Annotated in this window: 18 protein-coding genes; 7 read left to right on the top strand and 11 right to left on the bottom strand. The window is 42.0% G+C overall.

The annotated features are described in order from the left end of the window. Window positions 1-4: 4 nt before the first annotated feature. Genes BUC10_RS08925 through BUC10_RS08945 form a run of 5 tightly spaced genes read left to right on the top strand, consistent with a single transcriptional unit; the run spans window position 5 to window position 10,313 of the window. Entirely contained in the window at window positions 5-2,368 is a 2,364-nt protein-coding gene (locus tag BUC10_RS08925; RefSeq protein WP_073178537.1) for an ABC transporter permease, read from the top strand. Window positions 2,369-2,385: 17 nt separating this feature from the next. After that, the gene (locus BUC10_RS08930; RefSeq protein WP_073178539.1) at window positions 2,386-4,806 is read left to right on the top strand and encodes an ABC transporter permease; all 2,421 of its coding nucleotides are present in this window, start codon (window positions 2,386-2,388) and stop codon (window positions 4,804-4,806) included. Between the two features lie 18 nt (window positions 4,807-4,824). After that, window positions 4,825-7,236: an ABC transporter permease gene (locus BUC10_RS08935; protein ID WP_073178542.1), complete on the top strand. Its 2,412-nt coding sequence runs from the start codon at window positions 4,825-4,827 to the stop codon at window positions 7,234-7,236. A 21-nt stretch (window positions 7,237-7,257) separates the two neighbouring features. After that, window positions 7,258-9,618, top strand: a complete 2,361-nt coding sequence (locus tag BUC10_RS08940) for an ABC transporter permease (protein WP_073178544.1) — start codon at window positions 7,258-7,260, stop codon at window positions 9,616-9,618. A 32-nt stretch (window positions 9,619-9,650) separates the two neighbouring features. Further along, window positions 9,651-10,313 (top strand): ABC transporter ATP-binding protein, encoded by a 663-nt coding sequence (locus tag BUC10_RS08945; RefSeq protein WP_073178546.1) that lies wholly within the window; start codon window positions 9,651-9,653, stop codon window positions 10,311-10,313. Here the strand turns inward: BUC10_RS08945 and BUC10_RS08950 are convergent. The 7 genes from BUC10_RS08950 to pdxA form a co-directional block, all read right to left on the bottom strand. Next, on the bottom strand, window positions 10,310-11,428 hold the full coding sequence (locus BUC10_RS08950) for an NAD(P)/FAD-dependent oxidoreductase (protein ID WP_073178548.1): 1,119 nt from the start codon (window positions 11,426-11,428) through the stop codon (window positions 10,310-10,312). The two genes, BUC10_RS08945 and BUC10_RS08950, sit on opposite strands and share 4 nt — an antisense overlap. 33 nt (window positions 11,429-11,461) lie before the next feature. Further along, window positions 11,462-12,814: an acetyl-CoA carboxylase biotin carboxylase subunit gene (gene accC, locus BUC10_RS08955; protein WP_073178551.1), complete on the bottom strand. Its 1,353-nt coding sequence runs from the start codon at window positions 12,812-12,814 to the stop codon at window positions 11,462-11,464. Window positions 12,815-12,903: 89 nt separating this feature from the next. Continuing rightward, the gene (gene accB, locus BUC10_RS08960; RefSeq protein WP_073178553.1) at window positions 12,904-13,398 is read right to left on the bottom strand and encodes an acetyl-CoA carboxylase biotin carboxyl carrier protein; all 495 of its coding nucleotides are present in this window, start codon (window positions 13,396-13,398) and stop codon (window positions 12,904-12,906) included. 28 nt (window positions 13,399-13,426) lie between these two features. Beyond that, on the bottom strand, window positions 13,427-14,422 hold the full coding sequence (locus BUC10_RS08965) for a beta-ketoacyl-ACP synthase III (RefSeq protein ID WP_073178555.1): 996 nt from the start codon (window positions 14,420-14,422) through the stop codon (window positions 13,427-13,429). A gap of 174 nt (window positions 14,423-14,596) precedes the next feature. Next, on the bottom strand, window positions 14,597-14,797 hold the full coding sequence (rpmF, locus tag BUC10_RS08970) for a 50S ribosomal protein L32 (protein ID WP_073178558.1): 201 nt from the start codon (window positions 14,795-14,797) through the stop codon (window positions 14,597-14,599). A 7-nt stretch (window positions 14,798-14,804) separates the two neighbouring features. Continuing rightward, the gene (locus BUC10_RS08975) at window positions 14,805-15,338 is read right to left on the bottom strand and encodes a YceD family protein (RefSeq protein WP_073178561.1); all 534 of its coding nucleotides are present in this window, start codon (window positions 15,336-15,338) and stop codon (window positions 14,805-14,807) included. A 108-nt stretch (window positions 15,339-15,446) separates the two neighbouring features. Next, window positions 15,447-16,499, bottom strand: a complete 1,053-nt coding sequence (gene pdxA, locus BUC10_RS08980) for a 4-hydroxythreonine-4-phosphate dehydrogenase PdxA (RefSeq protein WP_073178563.1) — start codon at window positions 16,497-16,499, stop codon at window positions 15,447-15,449. A 58-nt stretch (window positions 16,500-16,557) separates the two neighbouring features. On the opposite strand from pdxA, the gene BUC10_RS08985 reads away from it, so the two are divergent. Then, window positions 16,558-17,148, top strand: coding sequence for a riboflavin synthase (locus BUC10_RS08985; RefSeq protein ID WP_073178565.1), 591 nt, complete (start codon window positions 16,558-16,560; stop codon window positions 17,146-17,148). 15 nt (window positions 17,149-17,163) lie between these two features. Here the strand turns inward: BUC10_RS08985 and BUC10_RS08990 are convergent, their stop codons facing one another. Together BUC10_RS08990 and BUC10_RS08995 are read right to left on the bottom strand one after the other, a co-directional pair. Next, window positions 17,164-18,252, bottom strand: coding sequence for an acyltransferase family protein (locus tag BUC10_RS08990; RefSeq protein WP_073178567.1), 1,089 nt, complete (start codon window positions 18,250-18,252; stop codon window positions 17,164-17,166). A gap of 7 nt (window positions 18,253-18,259) precedes the next feature. Beyond that, window positions 18,260-20,068, bottom strand: coding sequence for a sodium:solute symporter family protein (locus tag BUC10_RS08995; protein ID WP_073178570.1), 1,809 nt, complete (start codon window positions 20,066-20,068; stop codon window positions 18,260-18,262). A gap of 75 nt (window positions 20,069-20,143) precedes the next feature. Between BUC10_RS08995 and BUC10_RS09000 the strand changes: the two genes are divergently transcribed. Beyond that, entirely contained in the window at window positions 20,144-20,899 is a 756-nt protein-coding gene (locus BUC10_RS09000; RefSeq protein ID WP_073178572.1) for a sulfite exporter TauE/SafE family protein, read from the top strand. Window positions 20,900-20,937: 38 nt separating this feature from the next. Here BUC10_RS09000 and BUC10_RS09005 read toward each other — a convergent pair whose 3' ends face one another. Both BUC10_RS09005 and BUC10_RS09010 read right to left on the bottom strand, forming a co-directional pair. After that, window positions 20,938-21,357 carry a response regulator gene (locus BUC10_RS09005; RefSeq protein WP_073178574.1) on the bottom strand — a complete coding sequence of 140 codons (420 nt, stop codon included), beginning with the start codon at window positions 21,355-21,357 and terminating at the stop codon, window positions 20,938-20,940. Beyond that, window positions 21,350-23,173: a sensor histidine kinase gene (locus tag BUC10_RS09010; protein ID WP_073178576.1), complete on the bottom strand. Its 1,824-nt coding sequence runs from the start codon at window positions 23,171-23,173 to the stop codon at window positions 21,350-21,352. Before BUC10_RS09010 ends, BUC10_RS09005 begins: the two co-directional genes overlap by 8 nt. Window positions 23,174-23,191: the final 18 nt, after the last annotated feature.

Below are 23,191 nucleotides of genomic sequence, written 5' to 3' on the forward strand. Positions count from 1 at the left end.
AATCATGTTTAGGAACTATTTGAAAATTGCTTGGAGAAACTTTATCCAACATAAATGGTACTCCTTCTTGAACATTGGGGGGCTGGCCATAGGCATGGCCTGCAGTATATTAATTCTCTTATGGGTCCAAAGCGAATCCAGTTATGATACTTTTCATGACAATGCGGATGAGTTATACCGATTGACATCAATTGCCAGCGAAGATTTTAAGGCTGCGGTAAGTCCGGCAGGCATGATAGAGGCACTGCCAGAGCTTATTCCTGAGATTGAAGCTGGTGTTAGGCTAAGCTCGCCATTTAAAGCCCTGTTCGAAGCTGACAATCAAAAATTTAAGGAAGAGTCCGCCTTCTATGTAGATGCTAATTTTTTGGATGTTTTTACTTTTCCATTGGTCAAAGGAGATTCCAAAAAAGCTTTGGTCCAACCGGATGGTATTCTGGTTACCGAAGATGTCGCAGTAAAATTCTTCGGCACCACAAATGCATTGGGGAAAACCATAAAAGTCGACAACAATGATGTTTTCACCGTAACTGGTATTCTTGAAAACATTCCAACCAATTCCCATTTACAGTTCGACATTTTACTGCCGATGTCCTACAATGCCAAAACCAATACCGATCTGATCAATAAAGTATGGGATAGTTTTAATTTTTATGGATATTTCCAATTCAAGAAAAACACCATTACCTCTCAGGAAGATTTGGACGCGATTATTGATCGTATCAATCAGGTTTATTCTTCAAGAAACGAATTTGAAATCACATTCAATCTTCAGCCGCTCAAGGATATCCATCTGCATTCGGATTTGCAAATTGATGTTGGCGGTCACGGCAACATACAATATGTAAACATATTCCTTATCGTAGCATTTATTATTCTAATAGTGGCTTGCATCAATTATATGAATCTGGCTACCGCTAGATCCGCAAGAAGAGCTAAGGAAGTTGGTTTACGAAAGGTCATTGGTGCTGGAAGGCGACAACTTGTCCTTCAATTTTTGGGAGAATCTACCATTGTATCCTTCGTTTCTTTACTCCTTGCCATTGGCTTGGTTTATATATTGCTGCCTTCTTTCAACGAACTTGCCCAAAAAGAACTCACTTTTCAGTTGGGAGACCCAATGGTTTGGATAGCGCTTTTAACCATTGCCCTGATAACAGGTGTTATTTCCGGTAGTTATCCCGCACTGTTTCTTTCCAAGTTCAGACCAGTTAGAGTGTTGAAAGGCAGATTGAAACTGTCAAAGTCCAATCTTGTTTTTCGCAATGGATTGGTGGTTTCACAATTTGTGATTTCAGTTTTGTTGCTTGTTGGCACTATAGTAATCTATAAACAACTGAATTTTATCAAGGACAAAAATTTAGGGTTTGATAAATCCAACCTCATATATGTTCCCATGGAAGGAGAAATATGGGGAAAAATGGAAGCCTTGCGAACTGCATTGGCTGAAAATGCTTTAACGAAAGATTTTTCCATAATGTCCGATCTGCCTTCCAATCTGCTTACCGGAGATTTTGCCATCCATTGGGAGGGCAAGGACCCAAACCAGCAGATTCTTTTTCCAAACATTCGTGCAGATGAAGACTTTTTGGATGTTTTTCAAATGAGTCTTTTAAACGGCAGAAGCTTTTCAAAAAACTCTTCGGAGAACAATGACTACATCATCAATGAAACCGCGGTAAGAATCATGGGAATGGATATTGAAAGTGCAATCGGTAAAAGCCTAACCTTTCGGGGAGACAAAGGAACCATTATAGGGGTTGTCAAGGATTTCAACTTTAAACCGCTCCAATATGCCATTGAACCACTAGTTCTACAACATGCAAAACGAGGGAATCTTACCGTAATTAAAGCAGCTCCCAACAGCACTGAAAATACTATTGCCGCTCTGGAGAAAATCTATGGCACCTTGAATCCCGCCTACCCCTTGTCGTACAATTTTGTTGATTCCAATTTGGATGCCCAGTACAAAGGGGAGCAGCAAATGGGGGCAATATTCAATGTGTTTGCATTGCTGGCCATTTTTATTTCCTGTATGGGACTTTACGGTCTCTCTGCCTTTATGGCGGAACAACGGTTTAAAGAAATTGGGATTAGAAAGGTTTTAGGAGCAAGTGCCTTAAGACTTGTGAACATGCTTTCCCAAGATTTTCTAAGGCTGGTCTTTATGGCCTTTGTATTGGCCTTACCTATAGCGTGGTATGTTATGAAACAATGGCTACAAGGATTTGCGTTTCATATAGAATTGCAATGGTGGATGTTTCTTCTGGCAGGTTTAATCGTGTTGATCATAGCCCTTTCAACCGTGAGTTATCAAAGTTTAAGGGCTTCGCTTGCCAATCCCATAAAAAGTTTACGAACCGAATAATCCAAAACAAAAGAACCATGTTCAAACTATATCTGAAAATCGCCGTAAGATACCTGCTTAAGAACAAGCTGTATTCATTTATCAACATTTTTGGGTTGGCCATTGGCATTGCCTCTTTTGTGTTGATCATGTTGTATGTGAACTATGAAAAGAGCTACGACAAGTTTAACGGTTCTGAAAACGTCCATCGGGTCTTTATGGATTATTTGGAAGGGGGCGAATTTGTCCCCGGTGATGCCAATGCTTATATCGTGAGCGGCCCCACCCTAAAGGATGAGTTTCCTGAAATTGAAAAGTTTGTGAGGTTCAGGCGAATCCGCAATATGGTGGTATTAAATAACAACACCCCTTTTGATGGCATGGTCGGGTCCTTGGCAGACCCTGAATATTTTGATGTTTTTGACCAAGGTTTGGTGAAGGGTGATGAAAGCACCGCACTTAGCAAGCCCTATTCTGTAGTGTTAAGTACGCCAACTGCGCAAAAAATATTTGGTGATACCAACCCCATAGGGCAACCGCTGAAAATTGCAGGAGATGATTCCGTGACCTTTACAGTAACCGGGGTAATGGACAACACCAACCGAAACACCCATATTAAAAACGATGTGCTGGTTTCATTCTCCACATTTTACACCTGGACAATTTTTAAGAACGATTGGAACTATACCTGGAACCAAAATGAATACTACACCTATGTAAAAGTTGCGCCCAATACCAATGCCGAGCTGCTCAACCAAAAAATCATGGCATTTGTTCCTGAAGGATTTGAGTTTAAGGAAAGGCACCATTTGGAGCCCATAGAGGACATTCATCTATATTCCAACAAACCCTACGAGGTAGAGGTCAATGGTAATGGCGGCAACATTAAACTTTTGTCCATTATTGCGTTCATCACGCTTCTATTATCTTGGATGAACTATATGAACCTGTCGAGCACCAAATCGCTCGAACGTGCCAAAGAAATAGGGATCCGTAAAGTAGTTGGTGGAAAAAAATCACAGTTGACCTTTCAATTCCTTTCCGAATCGGCAATGTTAAACTGTCTTGCAATAGTGCTGGCACTGGGAGCGGTCTTCCTTTTACTACCTGCTTTCAATCGCTTGGTTGGACAAAATTTGGGGTTCACAGGCAACCAGTTTAAAGGGCTACTGCCCTACCTGGGCATTATGCTACTTGGGGCTTCCTTGGCGGCTTTGTATCCGGCGTTTGTACTCAGTAGGTTCAGCCCAGCAAAAGTCCTAAAGGGACAATTACAGACCTCAAAAAACGGACTTCATTTTAGGAGGGCCCTGATTATTACCCAATTTGTCGCCACCATTTCACTGTTGATATGCACTTTTATGGCGAACAAACAGATTCACTATCTCAAGAATCGTCCTATTGGTGCCAATCTTAATCAGGTCATTGCTTTAAAAGGTCAAATATTGGACCGTGCGTATGACTCTATATTTTACAACGATTTTGATGTTCTATTGGAGGAACTTAAAAGAAATCCTTACGTAGCCGAAATTAGTTGTTCCCGCACCTATCCCGGTGACGACTTCTCCAATACGAATTCCAACATCGGGATAACTTTTCCCAATGGCCATACCGATGAAACCCATATCTGGTATAATTATGGGGCCCGGCCTGGTTACTTTGATTTAATGGGAATGGACTTTGTTGCCGGAGGTGCCTATCTTCCAACTCCGGAAAAACGGAGCCATAATGTGGTAATCAATGAGGAAATGGTTCGTTTTATGGGTATTGATAATGTCAATACAATTATCGGGAAAACTATTAATTTTTGGGGTCAGGACTGGGCAGTAAAAGGGGTGGTCAAAGACTACAATCACTTTGGAATGAAATCTGCCATGGTTCCCATGGTCATTAGACACGACAGAACCACACAGAACATTCTAGTAAAATTGGATAAAAGGGCCACTACCATGGCCGGTGCTGATAAGGCGTTAGATGAAATAAAGAACATTTGGGACAAGGTCTTTCCGGTGAGCACCTATAAGTATACTTTTTTAGACCAAAAGTTTGAGGCGCTGTTCAACGAAGATCGAAAGTTTACCAAGGCGTTTCAGATATTTACCGTACTCGCTATCCTAATTGCTTCTCTGGGCCTATTTGGCCTTACCTCGTATACCTGTATCCAGCGAAAAAAGGAAATCGGGGTCCGAAAAGTCAATGGGGCCACCATCTCGGAAATTCTGCAATTGCTCAATCAGAACTTCATTAAATGGGTAGGGTTGGCCTTTGTCATTGCGGTTCCCATTGCATGGTTTGCTATGGATAAGTGGTTAGAAGGGTTTGCCTATAAGACAACCATAAGTTGGTGGATTTTTGCCCTGGCAGGTATGGCCGCACTGACCATTGCTCTTATAACCGTAAGCTGGCAAAGTTTTAAGGCAGCTACCGTAAATCCGGTGGAAGCATTAAGGGATGAATAGTACCAAAAACCAATCATCATGATCAAAAACTACATAAAAATCGCTTGGCGAAATCTTTGGAAAAACAAAACATTTACCCTAATAAATATTATTGGACTCTCTGTGGCTTTTGGAGTGGCTATCCTACTTTCCATAGCTGGCTTCTTTGAATTGTCCTACGACAAATTCCACAGTAAGGCCGATAGCATTTACAAAGTGTATTGGACAGCCAAAACGCCAAAGGGTCCGGTGGCCTTTGATACCCATGCGGCCCCCTTGATGGACGCCATAAAAACTGATGTTCCTGACGTAAAAAAAACCACCCGCCATTTACAGGAAGAAGCTATCGTATCCTTCGGTGAAAAGGAAATCAACATGGACGCTATTTGGGTGGACGCCGATTTCTTTGACATATTTACCTTCCCCTCAATCCAAGGGAAAATGAAAAATCCATTGGGGGAACAATCCGAAATCGTAATTACGGAGTCCACGGCCGAAAGGCTTTTTGGAAAGGATGAAGCCGTTGGCAAGACGGTCCAAATCCTTATAAATGGAGAAGACCAGCCCTTTACCATTAGTGCCGTTGTGGAAAACCCGGCAGCACAGAGTTCTTTGGAATTTGATCTGGCCGTTCGGTTTGAAAAAGAAGGTAGCTTTTTGGCCAATAAAAACTCGTGGGGTTCCAGATATCACGACATTTATGTGCAGCTGGCAGCCAATGCAAACCCAGTACAATTTGATGAGGCTACCCATTCTCTGGTAGATTTAAACTTTCAGCAGCGCATTGAAAATGCAAAAAGGGATGGGGCACAACCTTACCCAGATGGACGTTATTTCAGGTTTGGGCTTTTGCCCTTGACTGATGTAAATTTTGTAAAGTACGATGGATACCCGAAAGTCAGTAGAAACACCCCTTATTTAGTACTAGGTATAGCGCTGTTAATTCTATTCATTGCCTGTGTCAACTTTGTTAACATGAGCGTTGCCAAAAGTGGACAGCGCCTTCGAGAAATCGGCATGCGCAAAACGCTTGGTGCCAAACAAAAGCAATTGTTCTTTCAATTTTGGAGCGAAAGCTTTTTTGTGTTTTTCTTCTCCGCTTGTGTCGGGTTCATTCTAAGTATGTTGTCGATAGATGGGTTCAAGACCCTTTTTAGTACAGAAGCAACCTTCGGTTTACTACTATCGCCCACACCCATTCTACTTTTTCTTCTTGCCATAGTACTGATCACCCTATTGGTTGGCGGATACCCGGCCCTCTTGCTCAGCAAATTGGGAACAATCCAATCCTTAAAAGGAAAATTGGATACCTCTGGTAAGAACAGGATGCGGGATGCACTGATCGTGATCCAATTCAGTATCGCCATTTTGTTGATAACGGGAACCTTGGTATTGCGAAGTCAATTGGATTTCTTGCGAAACAAGGATTTGGGCTTTAACAAAGAACAGGTATTGTCCTTTCCCATAGATGGAAAAAAAGATAGTTATACGGCCATTGAACTGCTGAGGGCGGAATTGTCCGGCAATCCTGATATCTTGGAAATATCGGCTGCCGACAACAATCTGGGGTACGGAAGGGATAGAAGTATTTCCAGAAGTATGTTCGGTTTTGAATATAAAAACCGGAACATAAATACCAACGTGCTAACGGTAGATTATAATTTTGTTGAAACCCTGGATTTGGAAATGGTTTCTGGAAGGAATTTTCAAAGAGGTTTTGCCAATGACAGCTTAAGTGTGGTAATCAATGAGGCCATGGCCAAAGAATTTGGAGAGCAGGATCCGCTAACGGCCTATGTAAGTGTTACCGACTCCTTAAACTTCCCGGTCATTGGAGTCTTAAAAGACTATAATTTTGAAAAACTGGATAGGGCCATAGCTCCTATGACCATGTTTATCGATAGAAGAACTCCCCTGTACTACGGATACGTAAAAGTAGCCTCTTCAAATATGGCAAAATCTTACGATGCCGTTGAAAAAGCCTGGTCAAAAATAGAACCAAATGCCTTATTCCTGGGGTCTTTTCTTGATGAGAACATTGATCGTACTTTCAGAAAGGAAAAACGAATGACCACGATGATTACTTATGGCTCCATTTTGGCCATCGCGTTGAGCTGTATAGGTCTCTTTGCAATTTCCTTGTTGATCGTGAATCAACGCACCAAGGAAATAGGGGTCAGAAAAGTGATCGGAGCAAGCGTTTCCAATATCATTTTTTTATTGACCAAGGATTTTCTAGCACTGGTCGGCATCTCATTTTTGATAGCATCTCCAATAGCTTGGTGGTTTATGGAATCTTGGTTACAAAACTATCCTTTCAAGATTGATCTAAATATTGGTTTCTCTGTGACCGCAGGTCTAATAGCCGTTGGTATAGCATTGTTTACCGTTGGAGGCAGAACGGTAAAGGCGGCGCTTCAGAATCCCGTGAAAAGTTTACGGACTGAATAATCAATCAAAAAAAGAAAAATCATGCTAAAACACAACATCGTCCTTTTCTTGAGGAACATAAAGCGAAACAAAAGTTCCTTTCTCATAAATATGATAGGTCTGTCTACTGGTATCGCCTGTACATTGCTGATATCACTGTGGGTTATGGATGAGCTTGGTGTAGACAAATTTCATGAAAAACATAATCGCATATATCAGGTTATAGAGCATCTTAATTTTTCAGATGGAGTCCAAACCATGATCGAGACTTTTGGCCCAATGGCAGAACTATTGACAGAGGAATTCCCAGAAGTGGAATTCGCTGCAGAAGCCATTCCCCCCTCTTGGTTTGGCAAGCACAATCTTTCAATAGAAAAGAAAAGTATCAAAGCCGTGGGGCAAATCGTGGGAAAGGATTATTTCAATATTTTCTCCTATGGCCTTCTTTCCGGCAATAAGGATGACTTGCTCAACGACCCAAATTCAATAGTAATTTCAAAAGAACTGGCATTGGGTCTTTTTGGAACTACAGAAAATATTATTGGTCAAGTGATAACCTACGAGCAAGATAAACGGTTTATGGTTTCTGGAATTTTTGAGGGAACCCCTGCCAATTCCACAGTCCAATTTGATTTTGCCCTGTCCTCACTTGCGTATAAAGATGTCCCGCCATGGACTTCCCTACATTCTTGGAACGGCAGCGGCCCAAAGGTTTATGTGCAATTGAAAGAGGGGGCTGATATTGTTGCATTGAACGCCAAAGTGGATAAACTCCGAAAAAGTACAAACCCAGAAAGCATCCGCACGGCTGTACTTGTTCCATTTGCCGACCATTATCTTTACGGCACTTATGAAAATGGCAAACAGATTGGGGGTCGAATCCAATATGTGAAGCTCTTCTCAATTATTGCTTTGATCATTCTTGTAATAGCTTGTATCAATTTTATGAACCTTTCCACGGCAAGGGCCACCAAAAGGTTAAAAGAAATTGGCGTAAAAAAAGCAGTTGGTGCCACCCGAAGGATCTTCATTGCCCAATTTCTGGGCGAATCGCTGTTAATGGCTTTTATAGCCTTGATTATTTCGCTTACAATCGTTGCGCTTTTCCTTCCACAGTTTAATCTTATTGTGGGAAAACAATTGTCACTAATTTTTGATTTCAATTTAGTTCTCATACTACTGTCCATAACAATCTTCACGGGGCTCATTGCCGGAAGCTATCCAGCAATCTATCTTTCCGGATTCAACGCGATTACAGTGCTCAAGGGAAAATTGAATCAATCCTTTGGCGAACTTTGGACAAGAAAAGGCTTGGTAATTGTGCAATTTGCGCTCTCCATTATATTGATAGCGTCGGTATTGGTGGTATATATGCAGATGCAGTATATTCAAAACCAAAATTTAGGCTATACACAGGATAACATTGTCCATTTCAATATTGAAGGTCAAATAAAAAATCAGAAAGAAGCTTTCATCACCGAATTAAAAAAGCTTCCATCGGTTCAAAATGCTTCGAGTACAACACATAGCATGGTAGGCCATAATTGGTCCGTAGGATTGGACTGGGAAGGAAGAGATCAACGAAACATTGCCTTTCAGGTTGTTGGCGTTGACTACGACTTTATTGAGACCATGAATATGGATATTATGGATGGACGAGGTTTCAGCAAAGAATTTGGGGCCGATAGTCTTGGGCTTGTTTTCAATGAAACAGCTATTAGAACCATGAATGTCGAAAATCCCATAGGCAAGATTATACGAGGTTTTTTTGGGCAGGGAACCATAATAGGTGTGGTTGAGGATTTTCATTTCAAATCCCTACACGATAAAGTGGAACCATTGTTCTTAACCATGATGCCCCAAGCGGTAAAAAAAATCATGGTCAGGATAGAAGCAGGTAAGGAAGAACAGGCCATTGCCGAAATTCAACAACTCTATAAAACCTTTAACCCAAGTTTGCCTTTTGAATATGAATTTTTGGACAAGGACTTTCAGGAATTGTACAATTCCGAGCAACGTGTGGCTACCCTTTCAAAATATTTTGCAGGTTTGGCGATTCTAATCTCGTGTTTGGGGTTGTTCGGCCTAGTTATTTTTAGCACGGAAAGAAGACGAAAAGAAATCAGCATACGAAAAGTCTTGGGACAAGAAGCCTCTCAAATAACCTTAATGCTTTCAAGTGAGTTTGCAAAGCTGGTTTTGACCTCTGCCATAATTGCCATCCCTATTGCCTATATGCTGATAAGCAACTGGCTTTCTACCTTTTCATACCATATTTCCCTAAATCTTTGGTATTTTCTATCTGCCGGTCTTATTGCAATGCTTATAGCGATGTTGACTGTTGGCTCGCAGGCCATTAGTGCCGCTAACAAAAATCCGGTAGGAGGTTTAAGAGAGGAATAACAAAATAATATCATTCAGAATAAAAACAAATTATGCTACTACATCTAAAAAACATATTTAAATGGGTCAACTCAGGAGGCCAACGTGTTTTTTTACTAAAGGATATCAATCTGGAGGTAGAAGAAGGGGAATTTATTTCGATTATGGGTCCTTCCGGTTCAGGAAAATCCACCTTGCTCAACCTTATAGGAATGTTAGATGGATTTGACGAAGGAGAATATACCTTCTTGGATGAACCCGTTCATACCCTAAAAGAAAAACACAGGGCCAATCTGTACAAAGAATATATTGGCTTTGTCTTTCAATCGTACCACCTTCTGGACGACCTAACGGTCAAAGAGAACCTAGAAATGCCCCTCTTGTATAAAAAGTACAAGGGTGCGGAAAGAAAGGCCATGGTGGCCGATATGTTGGACCGCTTTAATATCGTTGGAAAAAAGGACCTATTTCCTGCTCAATTAAGTGGTGGGCAGCAGCAACTTGTTGGTATTGCCAGAGCTCTTATTTCAAGCCCAAAGTTGATATTGGCGGACGAACCGACGGGAAACCTGAATTCCAAGCAGGGCGAGGAAATCATGGAACTTTTCAAGCAATTAAATAACGAGGGTGTAACTATAATCCAAGTCACGCACTCTGAGAAAAATGCAGCCTATGGGTCACGTATCATCAATCTTTTGGATGGCCGTATGATTTAATCGGAAAGTTGACCTAGCTCCCTTCCGACAAGACTGCCCAGGGCCACACCCATTCCACCAAGACGAACCCCGCACATTACATTATTGGACACCTGTTTCACGATAGGTGTCTTTTGTTTTCCCACGCCCATGATACCGCTCCATCTTTGTGCAATTTCAATTTTTTTGCCTGGTAAGATAACTTGAGCCAACAGTGTTTCCAATTCTTCTTGAATAAGAGTGGTCTGCCCAAACTTATCCGTTTCTTCAGACACAAAATCCAAATTACGTCCGCCTCCGAAAAGAATACGGTCGTCTATATTCCTAAAGTAATAATACCCCTCATCAAAGTGGAAGGTTCCTTTTATATGTAGGTCATCAATAGGTTCAGTAATAAGTACTTGTGCTCTAGCTGGGGTAACTGTTTCAGAATTTAAGAGCTTCGATGCAAAACCGTTGGTTGCCACAAAAACTTTATGGCTGTTAAACTCATATGCTGAGGTTTTTACAGCGACTTGGCTTCCTGTATCGGACAATCCTTCCATCATAATTCCATTTAAAATGTGGATGCCTTTTTTGAGACATTTTTGCAAAAGCGCATCCATCATTTTTCCGGTGTCCAACTGACCTTCAAAAATATGGGTGATGTATTTGGGGTGGATTCCGTCAAATTGGAAGACATTTTCGGTTTGAACGAATGGTGCTTTCCCAAATACGGGTTCAAGTAATTGATTGACCATACCCATGCCATCCAAGCTGTTTTCATAAAGCCCCACGTGTTTTGTCAAGAAAAGTTCGTTTCCTCCAAGCAATTGAAAACCAAGAACCTCATCCCCTAAAAGCCTTTGCAGAAGCTGTATGCCTTCCCAGCGTTTTTGCACAAGGGCAACAACCTCTGTTTCTGAATGGGATTTCAAATCCGCCAACACCTCAGAAATGCTTCCAAAACATGCGAATCCTGCATTTTTGGTACTTGCCCCCTGTGGAAGTGTTCCTTTTTCCAACACCAAAATCTTGGATTTGGGATATTGTTCCCTTAGGTAAAGTGCGCAGTTGAGACCTACAATTCCACTTCCAATTATAGTGAAATCCACCTTGGAAAACCAGGTCTTATATTCCCAATAGCTTAGCTCCATAAAATAAAAACCCCGACTTTCATCGGGGCAAATTTAATCTTGGTATTTAGGATCAATCTCAAAATCTTCCATGAACTTGGTGGTATAATTTCCTGCCAAGTAATCTGGATGTTCCATGAGTTGCCTATGGAACGGTATGGTGGTCTTAACACCCTCAATAACAAATTCATCCAAAGCCCTTCGCATCTTGTTGATGGCTTCCTCCCTGGTCTGGGCGGTAGTAATAAGCTTGGCGATCATAGAGTCGTAGTTGGGCGGAATCCTATAGCCGCTATACACGTGTGTGTCCAATCGTACCCCATGCCCCCCTGGAGTGTGAAGTGTTGTAATTACTCCCGGAGATGGTCTGAAATCGTTGTAGGGGTCCTCTGCATTGATCCTACATTCAATGGAATGCAGTTTGGGCAAGTAGTTCTTCCCAGAAATGGGAACACCACCAGCGACCAAAATCTGCTCTCGAATTAGATCATAATCCACTACCTGTTCCGTAATAGGGTGTTCTACTTGGATCCGTGTATTCATTTCCATAAAATAGAAATTTCGGTGTTTGTCCACCAAAAACTCTACTGTTCCGGCCCCCTCATATTTTATATACTCAGCAGCTTTCACTGCAGCTTTCCCCATTTCATCACGCAATGAGTCGGTCATAAACGGAGAAGGTGTTTCTTCTGTTAGCTTTTGGTGTCTTCGCTGTACGGAGCAATCCCGTTCTGAAAGGTGGCAGGCTTTGCCATATTGATCGCCAACAACCTGAATTTCAATATGACGTGGTTCCTCAATCAGCTTCTCCATATACATTCCCCCGTTCCCGAAGGCAGCCGTAGCTTCTTGCACCGCACTCTCAAAATTGCTCTCCATTTCGTCCTCGGACCAAATGGCGCGCATTCCCTTGCCTCCTCCACCAGCGGTGGCCTTAATCATCACTGGGTAGCCCATTTTTTTGGCTATTTTCTTGGCTTCTGCAACATCCTTTAATAAACCTTCGGAACCTGGAATGGTAGGTACACCGGCTTTTTTCATGGTCTCCTTGGCAGTTGCCTTGTCTCCCATCTTGTCTATCTGTTCCCCAGAAGCACCTATAAACTTAATCTCATGTTCTGCACATATCTTGGAGAACTTGGAATTTTCCGAAAGGAAGCCGTATCCCGGGTGAATGGCATCGGCGTTGGTAATTTCAGCGGCGGCGATGATGTTAGGAATCTTAAGATAGGATTCATGACTGGGAGCTGGCCCAATACAAACTGCCTCGTCCGCAAACCGAACATGGAGACTTTCTTCATCAGCTTTGGAGTAGACCGCAACGGTTTTAATGCCCATTTCCTTGCAGGTCCTTATAATACGAAGTGCTATCTCACCCCTATTTGCAATCAATACTTTTTTAAACATAGAATAAAATTTTAAATTTTGAATTCTAAACCTTAAATGATTTTAAACGACTTATAATCAGTCACTTAAAATTTAGCATTTAAAATTTTCTATGATGGGTCAACCAAAAATAATGGCTGGTCAAATTCTACCGGCGATGAATCGTCTACCAATACCTTGACGATTTTTCCCGAAACTTCGGATTCGATGTCATTAAAGAGCTTCATAGCCTCAATCACACACAATACATCTCCTTGGTTGATGGTGCTTCCCACTTCAACGAACGGCGGTTTGTCTGGAGAAGGTTTTCTGTAGAACGTACCAATAATTGGTGACTTGATAGTTATGTATTTAGAATCATCAGCGGCTGGTGCAGCTTGTTCCGCAGCTGGTGCAGCGGCTTCCTGTGCTGCTGCCGGAGCGGGTGCTACAGGCATTGCGGGTGCCTGAGCCATTGGAATTTGTTGTACGATCGTAGTCTCTGGAGTGGAAGAAGCACTTCCGGTTCGGATGGTAATCTTGACATCCTCCATTTCCAGCTTTACCTCGCTGGCGCCAGATTTGGCTACGAACTTGATCAAACTTTGAATTTCCTTAATGTCCATAGAATATGATTTAGTTAGTTGTGTTGATTTAAGAATTGTAGGCCCATTTCAAATAAATAGATCCCCAGGTGAATCCCCCTCCGAAAGCGGCAAAAACCAAATTATCCCCCTTCTTGAGTTGCTTCTCATAATCATGCAGCAACAGTGGCAAGGTAGCGGAAGTGGTATTTCCGTATCGGTGTATATTGATCATTACTTTATCCGCATCCAGCCCCATTCTATTGGCTGTCGCATCTATGATTCTTTTGTTGGCTTGGTGAGGCACTAACCAGTTAACGTCTTCATGTGTAAGCCCATTTCGTTCCATGATCAGTGCGGAAACATCCGCCATGTTCGACACTGCGAACTTAAAAACAGATTTCCCGTCTTGAAATACGTAGTGCTGTTTGTTCTTAACGGTTTCTTCCGATGCAGGAAGAATGGATCCTCCTGCCTCAATTTTCAAAAACTGTCGACCCACGCCATCAGTACGTAAATATTCGTCCCTCAGTCCTAGACCTTCTTCATTTGGCTCAAATAAAACAGCTCCGGCGCCATCACCAAAGATGATACAGGTGGTTCGGTCGGTATAGTCAATTATAGAAGACATTTTATCCGCCCCTATCAACAGCACTTTTTTATACTTACCTGATTCAATATAGCTGGAAGCCGTTGACATGCCAAACAAAAAGCTGGAACAAGCTGCTTGTAGATCATACGAAAAGGCATTGGTTGCTCCAATTTTGGAAGCCACATAGGCGGCGGTTGCAGCTACTGGGAGATCCGGTGTTGCGGTTGCCACCAATACAAAGTCGATTTCCAATGGGTCAACCCCACTTTTAGAAAGTAAGTCCTCTGCTGCTTTAATGGCTAAAAAGGAAGTCCCTTCGTTTTCTTCTTTTAAAATTCTTCGTTCCTTAATTCCCGTTCTGGTGGTAATCCATTCGTCGTTGGTGTCCACCATGGTCTCAAGTACTTTGTTGGATAATACAAAGTCTGGAACATAACCCCCCACAGCTGTAATAGCTGCTGTTGTTTTTTTCATATTAGTGTCTTTTTTTGCCAAAAACGTTCAAATTTGACCCAAAAGCTGTGAAAATTAGTCATTTTATATGACTTATTGGCTAAAATCGATTTTTTTTGAAGCTAACCTAGGTCCATAAAAAAACTCCCGTTGTTAAGCAACGGGAGTTGAGTTTTTATTGTAAGGAATCCGCCATTAGGCAGCAGTCTCCTCTTCAGTTTTGTCGATCAAAACCTGGCCACGGTAATACAATTTACCTTCATGCCAGTGTGCTCTGTGGTACAAGTGCATTTCCCCTGTTACCGAATCCTTGGCAATAGTAGGGGCTACAGCTTTATAGTGGGTTCTTCTTTTGTCCCTTCTTGTCCTTGATATTTTTCTTTTAGGATGTGCCATTTATAACCTATTTATCCGTTAGTAACTTCTTTAAATCATCCCATCTGGGATCTGTATTGTCTGATGCTTCCTTGATTTCTCTTGGCTGAAGTTCCTCCAGCTTATCCAAGACTTCTGATTTTAATGTTCCATCCAACACACCTGGATGTGTTCTTTTTGGAGGAACGGCCAACACCAGCATTTCATAAACATACTGGGCAATATTGATTCGGTACTCGCCATGGGGGATGATCAAAATTTCGTCGTTTTCATCGTTGTACTCCTCCCCAAATTTTATTACAAGGTGCAGATTGGAAGTAATTGGCAAATCAAAAGGTTCACCCGTTACATCACAGTCCACGTTTACCGAACCCTGGGCTTCCATGTTCAGCTCCATCATATTGTTCATTTTGTCCAATATGGCGGTCAATGCTATAGAAACACCGTTGAATTCTTGGTAATCAAAAGACTCAAAGAACGTATTGTCAATATTGTACCCAAACTCGTGTTTTCCCAACTTTAATCCCGAAAAAGGAATAAAAAACTCCTTTAGCTCCATCATTTACACACTTAAGGTTTGTGTACCAGCCCTTAAAGGCGGGGGCAAAGATACTACTTATTTGTAAAACTACAATTCAATTGCCATATTTATGGTCCTCTTCAGGAAATTTTAACTGGCACGTTTGGTCTTTTGCTTTTGTAAAGGGTTTTTTGTGAGAGCTCCGTACTCTAGTCGGTTTCGGTAAATCTGTATTGCCGCGAAAACAGCTTCCTTGAACGAACTTTCATCTGCCTCGCCCTTTCCGGCAATTTCATAGGCCGTTCCATGGTCTGGTGATGTACGTACCTTATCCAATCCTGCGGTATAATTCACTCCTTTGCCAAAAGAAAGTGTTTTGAAGGGAATCAAACCCTGGTCGTGATAGGCTGCAAGGATAGCATCAAATTTTTCATGGGAATTGGAGCCGAAAAAACTATCTGCGGAGTACGGGCCGTAAACCAAGGTTCCCTTTTCAAATAATTCCTGAATCGTGGGCTTAAGGATTTTATCATCTTCCTCCCCTATGGTTCCGTTGTCTCCACTATGAGGATTAATGCCCAAGAGCGCAATTTTTGGTCTTCGAATTCTGAAGTCCATTTTTAGGGATTTCACCATCGTATCCACCTTATCCCTAATTAGTTTGGGTGTGATGGCCTGCGCCACATCCTTGACCGCTATGTGGTCCGTTAACAATCCTACCCTAAGATTATCCGTAACCATAAACATGAGGCTCTCCCCTTGTAACTCTTGTGCCAAAAAATCTGTATGTCCGGGAAATTTAAAGTCATCAGCTTGGATATTGTTTTTGTTGATAGGCGCGGTGACAAGCACATCTATTTTACCTTCTTGTAATGCTTTCACGGCTGCCCGAAGGGACTTAATCGCATACTTGCCTCCTTCTTCCGTGGCCTTACCAAACTCAATTGCAGGGACCTCCTTCCAAACATTTACGATATTGATTTTACCCTCAACAACCTGTGAGGCATCACGGACCCCATTGAATCCAACATTGAGTCCCAAATCTGTTTTCTGTTGGGAAATGGTTTTGTTGGATGCGAAAACGACCGGAGTGCAAAAATCCATCATTCTTGGATCTAAAAAAGTCCTAAGAGCAACTTCACATCCAATTCCATTTAAATCTCCAATGGATATTCCCAGTTTTATTTTTCCAGATTCCTTCATAAAATCAATGCTGATATAGCTACTTTTACAATGCAAAACTACTCAATTAAAAAGACACATGTTTACAGGCATTATTGAGACCTTGGGAACTGTTGAAGCCCTTGAAAAAGAAGGGGGCAATCTACACATTACTATTTCGGCAGATATAGGTCATGAACTTAAAATTGACCAAAGTGTTGCCCATAACGGGGTTTGCCTTACCGTTGTTTCCCTTTCGAACAACTCCTATACAGTAACGGCCATTGATGAAACTTTGGCCAAGACCAATTTGGGTGATTTGAAAATTGGTGACAAGGTAAATCTAGAACGTGCAATGGTACTTGGAGCCAGATTGGATGGCCATATTGTTCAGGGTCATGTAGACCAGATCGCCCAATGTGTTGCTGTTGAAGAAAAGGACGGTAGCTGGGTCTTTAGCTTCACTTACGATTCGAGCTTAAACAATGTTACCATTGAAAAGGGTTCAATCACCGTGGACGGGGTCAGTCTTACCGTAGTTGATTCCAAAAAGGATGGGTTCAGCGTTGCAATAATTCCTTTTACCCATGAACACACGAGATTTCATTCGTATGCCAAAGGAACCAAAGTAAACTTGGAGTTTGACGTCATTGGGAAATATGTTTCGCGATTGATGGAAATCAGGAACTAAATCCTGTCATTGCTATCAGACCTTGATGAAAATTTTTCTTTTGTAGAGCACATACGCCAGCAGACAGTAGAAAGCAACAACCGCAAGTCCATATAGTAGCGAGGAGAATTCCATAGGCATAAAGTCGTGCACGAAGATATTGTTGAACAGCCATCCGTGCACCGAAGTTTCACCATCCACCTTAATTAAATAGAATAATTTGGTGATAAAGCTCGATAGAAAATAGACCACTATTGCATTGGCGCCAGCATACCTGAAAATACTTCCAAATTTAATTCCTTTCACATCAGTCAAGAAATAGATTAGGGCCAGCACTAAATTGGCCCATCCGGCAGTAACCAGCACAAAACTGCTTGTCCAAAGTGCTTTGTTTATGGGAAAAACCAAATCCCATACATGGCCCAAAATAACCATGGCAATACCCAGAATTACCATCTGTTTGGTTTTGTTCTCTCGTTTGGACGTTATAATCAATCCGGTAAATATCCCCAATAATGAGCTCACTATTGCCGGAATTGTGCTCAATAAACCCTCCGGATCATAATCCGGTTTATAGTTATGTGTGCCGAATACTTTTACATCAACGTAGTTGGCCAGATTATGAGGAGCTCTTTCCAAAGTTGATGCGACTCCCTCAACCGGAATCAACGTCATTATAGCCCAGTATCCCAAAAGAAGTGCTGCCGAAAGTGCTACGAGTTTTTTCCAGTCCATATTCAAAAACAAAATGGCCGCAAAGAAAAAAACCACACCTATTCGCTGCAGTACCCCTGGAAACCGAATTGCCGCAAATTCTTTTATAAAGGGGAAACTAATTGTAAACGCCCCAAGGAAAAGGCCCAAGCCGATTAACTTGAGGCTCCGGATAGAGATTTTTTTGTACGTATTGGCAGTGGCCTCCTTGTTCTTATAGGCAAACACAATAGAAGTGCCTACAATGAAAAGAAAGAAAGGGAACACCAAATCTGTAGGGGTGTAATCATGCCACTTGGCGTGAAGAAAAGGGGCATATACATTGGACCAAGTCCCGGGGGTGTTGACCAAAATCATAAGAATAATGGTTGCCCCCCTAAAAATGTCAACTGATAGTACCCTGTTTTTCATATTGTGGTTATAAGATAGTGTCTTTCATTTTACCCCAAACTCTTATGAGCCAAATACCAGAAATCAATGCGATTACCGACATTACAATAGCGGAAGTCGTTTTGCCGTAAATCCAATGTCCCGTTGAGAACATCAATGAATATATTAAAACAACACCAAGCAACATAGCGCCGATTCCGGAAGGGACACTCCATTTTTCACCGTTGTCTATCTCAATTCCCGAGGCATTTGCCTCATCAACCACCTTTGCCCAACCAGGTCCTCCTGGTTGTATTTTTTTGTAAAAGGACTGTAGCACTTCTTTAGACTCTGGTTGCGTTATAAAAGTTGCGGTCAGCCAGATTATGCTTGTAACTATCATCACAAAAGGAATCTCTCCCCAATCAGGAAAAATCCCGTCATCGGTGGCAAACAAAAATGGCCCAAAAGGGGTTGCCTTCAATAGAATGGATAAAATACCAGATGCGAACATGGCCGAAATTTCGGTCCAAGCATTAATCCGCCACCAGAACCACCGAAGAATAAAAATGAGCCCTGTTCCTGCTCCAAAAAGCAAAAGCATATCAAAAATTTGCATGGCATTTTGCATGGCCAAGGCTAAAAAGGCGCTTAAAACCATCAATATTACGGTAGACAAGCGTCCAACATTTACCATTTGCTTTTCGGTAGCATCCGGATTGATTTGTTTCTTGTAGAAATCAAAAACGATATAGGAAGATCCCCAATTCAATTGGGTAGAAATTGTGCTCATATAAGCTGCAACCAACGAGGCCAAAACCAGACCCAACAAACCGGTTGGCAGTTTTGTCAACATCGCCGAATAGGCCAAATCATGTCCTAGCTTGTCCTCACTGACATTTGGAAAGGCTTCCGCAATGCTGGCAATGTCAGGATATACGACCAAGGATGCCAAAGCAACCAAAATCCATGGCCATGGCCTTAGCGCGTAATGCATGATATTAAAAAAGAAGGTGGCGCCAATGGCGTGGGTCTCATTTTTTGCTGCCAACATCCGTTGAGCAATATATCCACCTCCACCGGGCTCCCCGCCAGGATACCACGAGCTCCACCATTGCACTGCTAATGGAATAACCAGTAGGGTAATCACCATTTTAGTGTCGCTAAGTTCTGGTAGGATGTCCATTTTTGATTTTACAAGATCATTGGACATCATGGCTGATACACCACCCACCTCCGGAAGGTTTACCAGATAAACCGCGGCACCAATTGCACCTATCATCGCCACAAAGAATAGTAGAAAATCACTATAAACAACACCTTTAAATCCTCCCAGTGCGCTAAAAACAACGGTGATCAATCCTGCGCCGACCACAGTTACCCATGGTTCTAGGTCCAACATAACACCTCCAATTTTTATGGCTGCCAGTGTTACTGCCGACATGGTGATCACATTATAAATAAGACCAAGATATACGGCTCGAAACTTTCGCAGAAAACTTGCCGGTTTCCCTCCATATCGAAGCTCATAGAACTCAAGATCCGTATTGACATTTGATTTACGCCATAATTTGGCATAAACAAATACCGTTAACATCCCTGTAAGCAAAAAGCACCACCAACCCCAGTTTCCAGAAACCCCCTTGTCCCTGACAAAATCCGTTACCAAGTTGGGGGTGTCGGTAGAAAATGTGGTAGCCACCATAGACATCCCCAATAGCCACCAGGGCATACTACGGCCGGATAAAAAATACTCTGAGGAGCTCTTTCCCGATTTTTTGGAAACGTAAATACCTATGAAAAGTACAATTGCAAAGAATCCGAAGATTATGAAATAATCTAAAGTCTGTATGTCCATTTGGTTGAAGTTGGTTAACCGTTAAAGGTAAAATTTTTTGGGATACCTTTGCGCTTTGTTCGCTAAACGCCGATTTTGACGCTATCGACAACATTGGAGACTTCTTTAATAGCTTGGATTTTGGCTGCAACAGCCACTTTTCTAATGGGGATTTCCAAGGCGGGTCTTAAAGGCCTTTCCATCTTTAACGTGACCCTCCTTGCCCTTGCCTTTGGCGCTCGTAAATCTACTGGACTTATTATCCCCTTGCTCATTGTTGGGGACATCTTTGCTGTTATCTATTACAATCGGCACACCCAATGGAAGTATATCCTAAAGTTTTTACCGTGGATGCTGGGTGGTATTCTTCTTGGTGCATTTATAGGGAAAGATCTACCGGAAAGCGAATTTAAACTTGGGATGGTCATCGTTATTTTTATCAGTCTTGGGGTATTGGTTTGGTGGGATAAGCGAAAATCTACCCATATTCCAACCCATTGGCTTTTTGCAGGGCCTATTGGTATTATGGCCGGAATTTGCACCATGATCGGGAATTTGGCGGGAGCCTTCACCAATATTTTCTTTTTGGCCATGCGCCTGCCCAAAAACGAATTCGTGGGGACGGCCGCATGGCTTTTTTTCATCACAAACCTATTCAAACTTCCTTTTCACATATTCGTATGGAAAACCATAACGTGGGAAACCCTTTTAATCGACATAAAGCTTTTACCAGCAATTTTTCTTGGGCTTTTGACTGGGGTAATGGTGGTGAAAATGATCACGGAAAAAAACTACAAGCGATTTATACTTATCGTTACCGCAATTGGCGCCATCGCCATCTTGTTCAAATAGGTAGCATAATATTTCAGAGTCCAGTCTACTTGGATAATCTAGTGCGAACTGCTTCTGGCGCTTCTTAAAGAAAAGATCAATTTTTCCATGTCAGCATCCGTAAGAGGTTTTGTAATGTAACCGTTTATGAAATTATAGGTTTTGGAAAGATTAAGGTCCTCGGGGGCTATAGAGGAAGTTAGGATATGTATTTGAACCTGATCCCGAATATTGCTTGGGCCCATCTTAAGCTCTTCCAGCAACTCCCAGCCGTTCATTACGGGCATGTTGATGTCCAGGAGCATTACATCTGGAAGCTCCAAAGGTGTTTCCGACAGTTCTAACAATTTATTGTAGGCCTCTAGCCCATTCTCCAAATGAGTCACAGCGGTTGATAGCCCAGAGGTTTTGATCATCACTTCTGCCACTTCCCGGAAAATAAAATCATCATCGACTAAAAAAACTTTTGGTTCATTCATGGGTTGTATTCAATTTATGTGGGGGAAAATACAGTTGGAAAGTGGCTCCTTTTCCTTCCATACTTTCTACCGTGATCTTCGCATTCATGGCATCCATTTGATTTTTTGAAATGAAAAGCCCAATCCCTCGGGCATCTTTGTTGCCATGAAAGGTCTTGTACATTCCAAAAAGTTTGGCGCCATGTTTTTCCAAGTCAATCCCCTTTCCATTATCGGTAAAGGAAATCACAATATGGTCACCCGCATCCAGGGCATTTATCTTTAACTTCAATTGTTGCCCTTGTTTTCTATACTTGATGCTGTTGGTCAATAAGTTTAAAAAAACACTCGCCACATAGGGTTTTATGGCATAAATCCTAAGGTTTTCATCAATTTTAACCTGTATGTCAGGTTTAGTTTCAGCAATAAGGGCATTGACGCTTTCTAAAACACTGCTCAAGGTCTCTTTGACCCCTACCCATTGGAATTTCTGATCGGGATCGGTTTGAATCTTGATTACCTCGTTCAATTGGACCACAGTTTCGTCCAATCGCTCAGAGGAAATGCGAATCATTTCAAGAAAACGCTGCTGTTTCGAAGGGTCTTTTTTCTCCAGAAGCATTCCCGTGAGCATGGAGAGATTGCTAGAATTAGATCGTAGGTTGTGCGAGACGATGTGGGCAAAGTTCAACAGGCTTTTGTTTTGCTTTTCAGTGGTGTTAAGAAGTTGACGTAGTCTGTTATCCACTTTTTTAATGCGTGAGACATCCGTATTGGCACCAATCATTCGGATAGGATTTCCCTGTTCGTCCCTAAAGACTTTACCTTGTCCATGTATATGTCGGATGGTTCCATGGCTTGTGATAATTCTAAATTCCGTATTAAATTTGCTTTTCCCGGTAATAGCATCTTCCACGGCCTTTAGACTTCGTTCTTTATCATCTGGATGAATGGTGCCTTCCCAAGCTTCTACCACTCCCGTAAAATCTTCCTTTTTTACCTGATACAGTTTGTACATATTATCATCCCAAACCAGCCCGTTGTTGACAATATCATAATCCCAAATGCCAATATTGGAACTCTCAACTGCTACCCGCATCCGGTCTGTTAGAGCTTGGTATTTAAGGCTTTCCCTCTTTCTTTTGTCTATGTCCTGAAAAACGCCAAAAAGACGCGAAGCTTTTCCGTTTATAATTTCGGCATTGCCAATGGCTCGCACCCACTTTTCATTTCCTTTGGCCGTGACAATTATAAGTTCAACATCATAGGGGGAACCTTTTTCAATCGCTTCCGAAACTACCCCAACAATGCGGTCGCGGTGCTCTCCCTCCTTATAAAAATTGAGTCCTGTATCTAAATTTGGCACAAAATGCTCGGGAACCTCATGGATTTCCCTGGTCATAGCGGACCATGTCACGGAGTTATTGATTAAATCCACTTCCCAGCTTCCTATACGTGCTATACGTTCTGCCTGCAGTGCCAGATCTAGTGAAAGTTTCTTTTGGGTAACGTCCTCAAAATGTAGATAGTAGTGCTGCCCGTCCTGAATGGGATACGCAATAAGTTTGAACCATTTCAAGGCTCCTTTGGGACAAACATGTGATATGTATTCCTTTGATATATTGCCATCCAAAAGCCTTTTGTGGAGTTTGGCAAGGTCGTATGAAGACGCACCCACAAGCTCACCCAAATTGACTGGTTTGTTCCTAGCTGAGTCCAAATTAAAAAGCTCCAAAAGTGTGTTGGAGCATTCCTCTAATTCCAGTTTTTGATTGATAAGCGCAACCGGAAGTGGGAGGTTTGCTATACCACCATAGATTTGGGCAGCTGGTTTCATTGTTGATTCGTATTGGTG

Origin of the sequence: Flagellimonas flava, assembly GCF_900129665.1 — a bacterium.
In the GTDB taxonomy this organism is placed as follows: domain Bacteria; phylum Bacteroidota; class Bacteroidia; order Flavobacteriales; family Flavobacteriaceae; genus Flagellimonas; species Flagellimonas flava.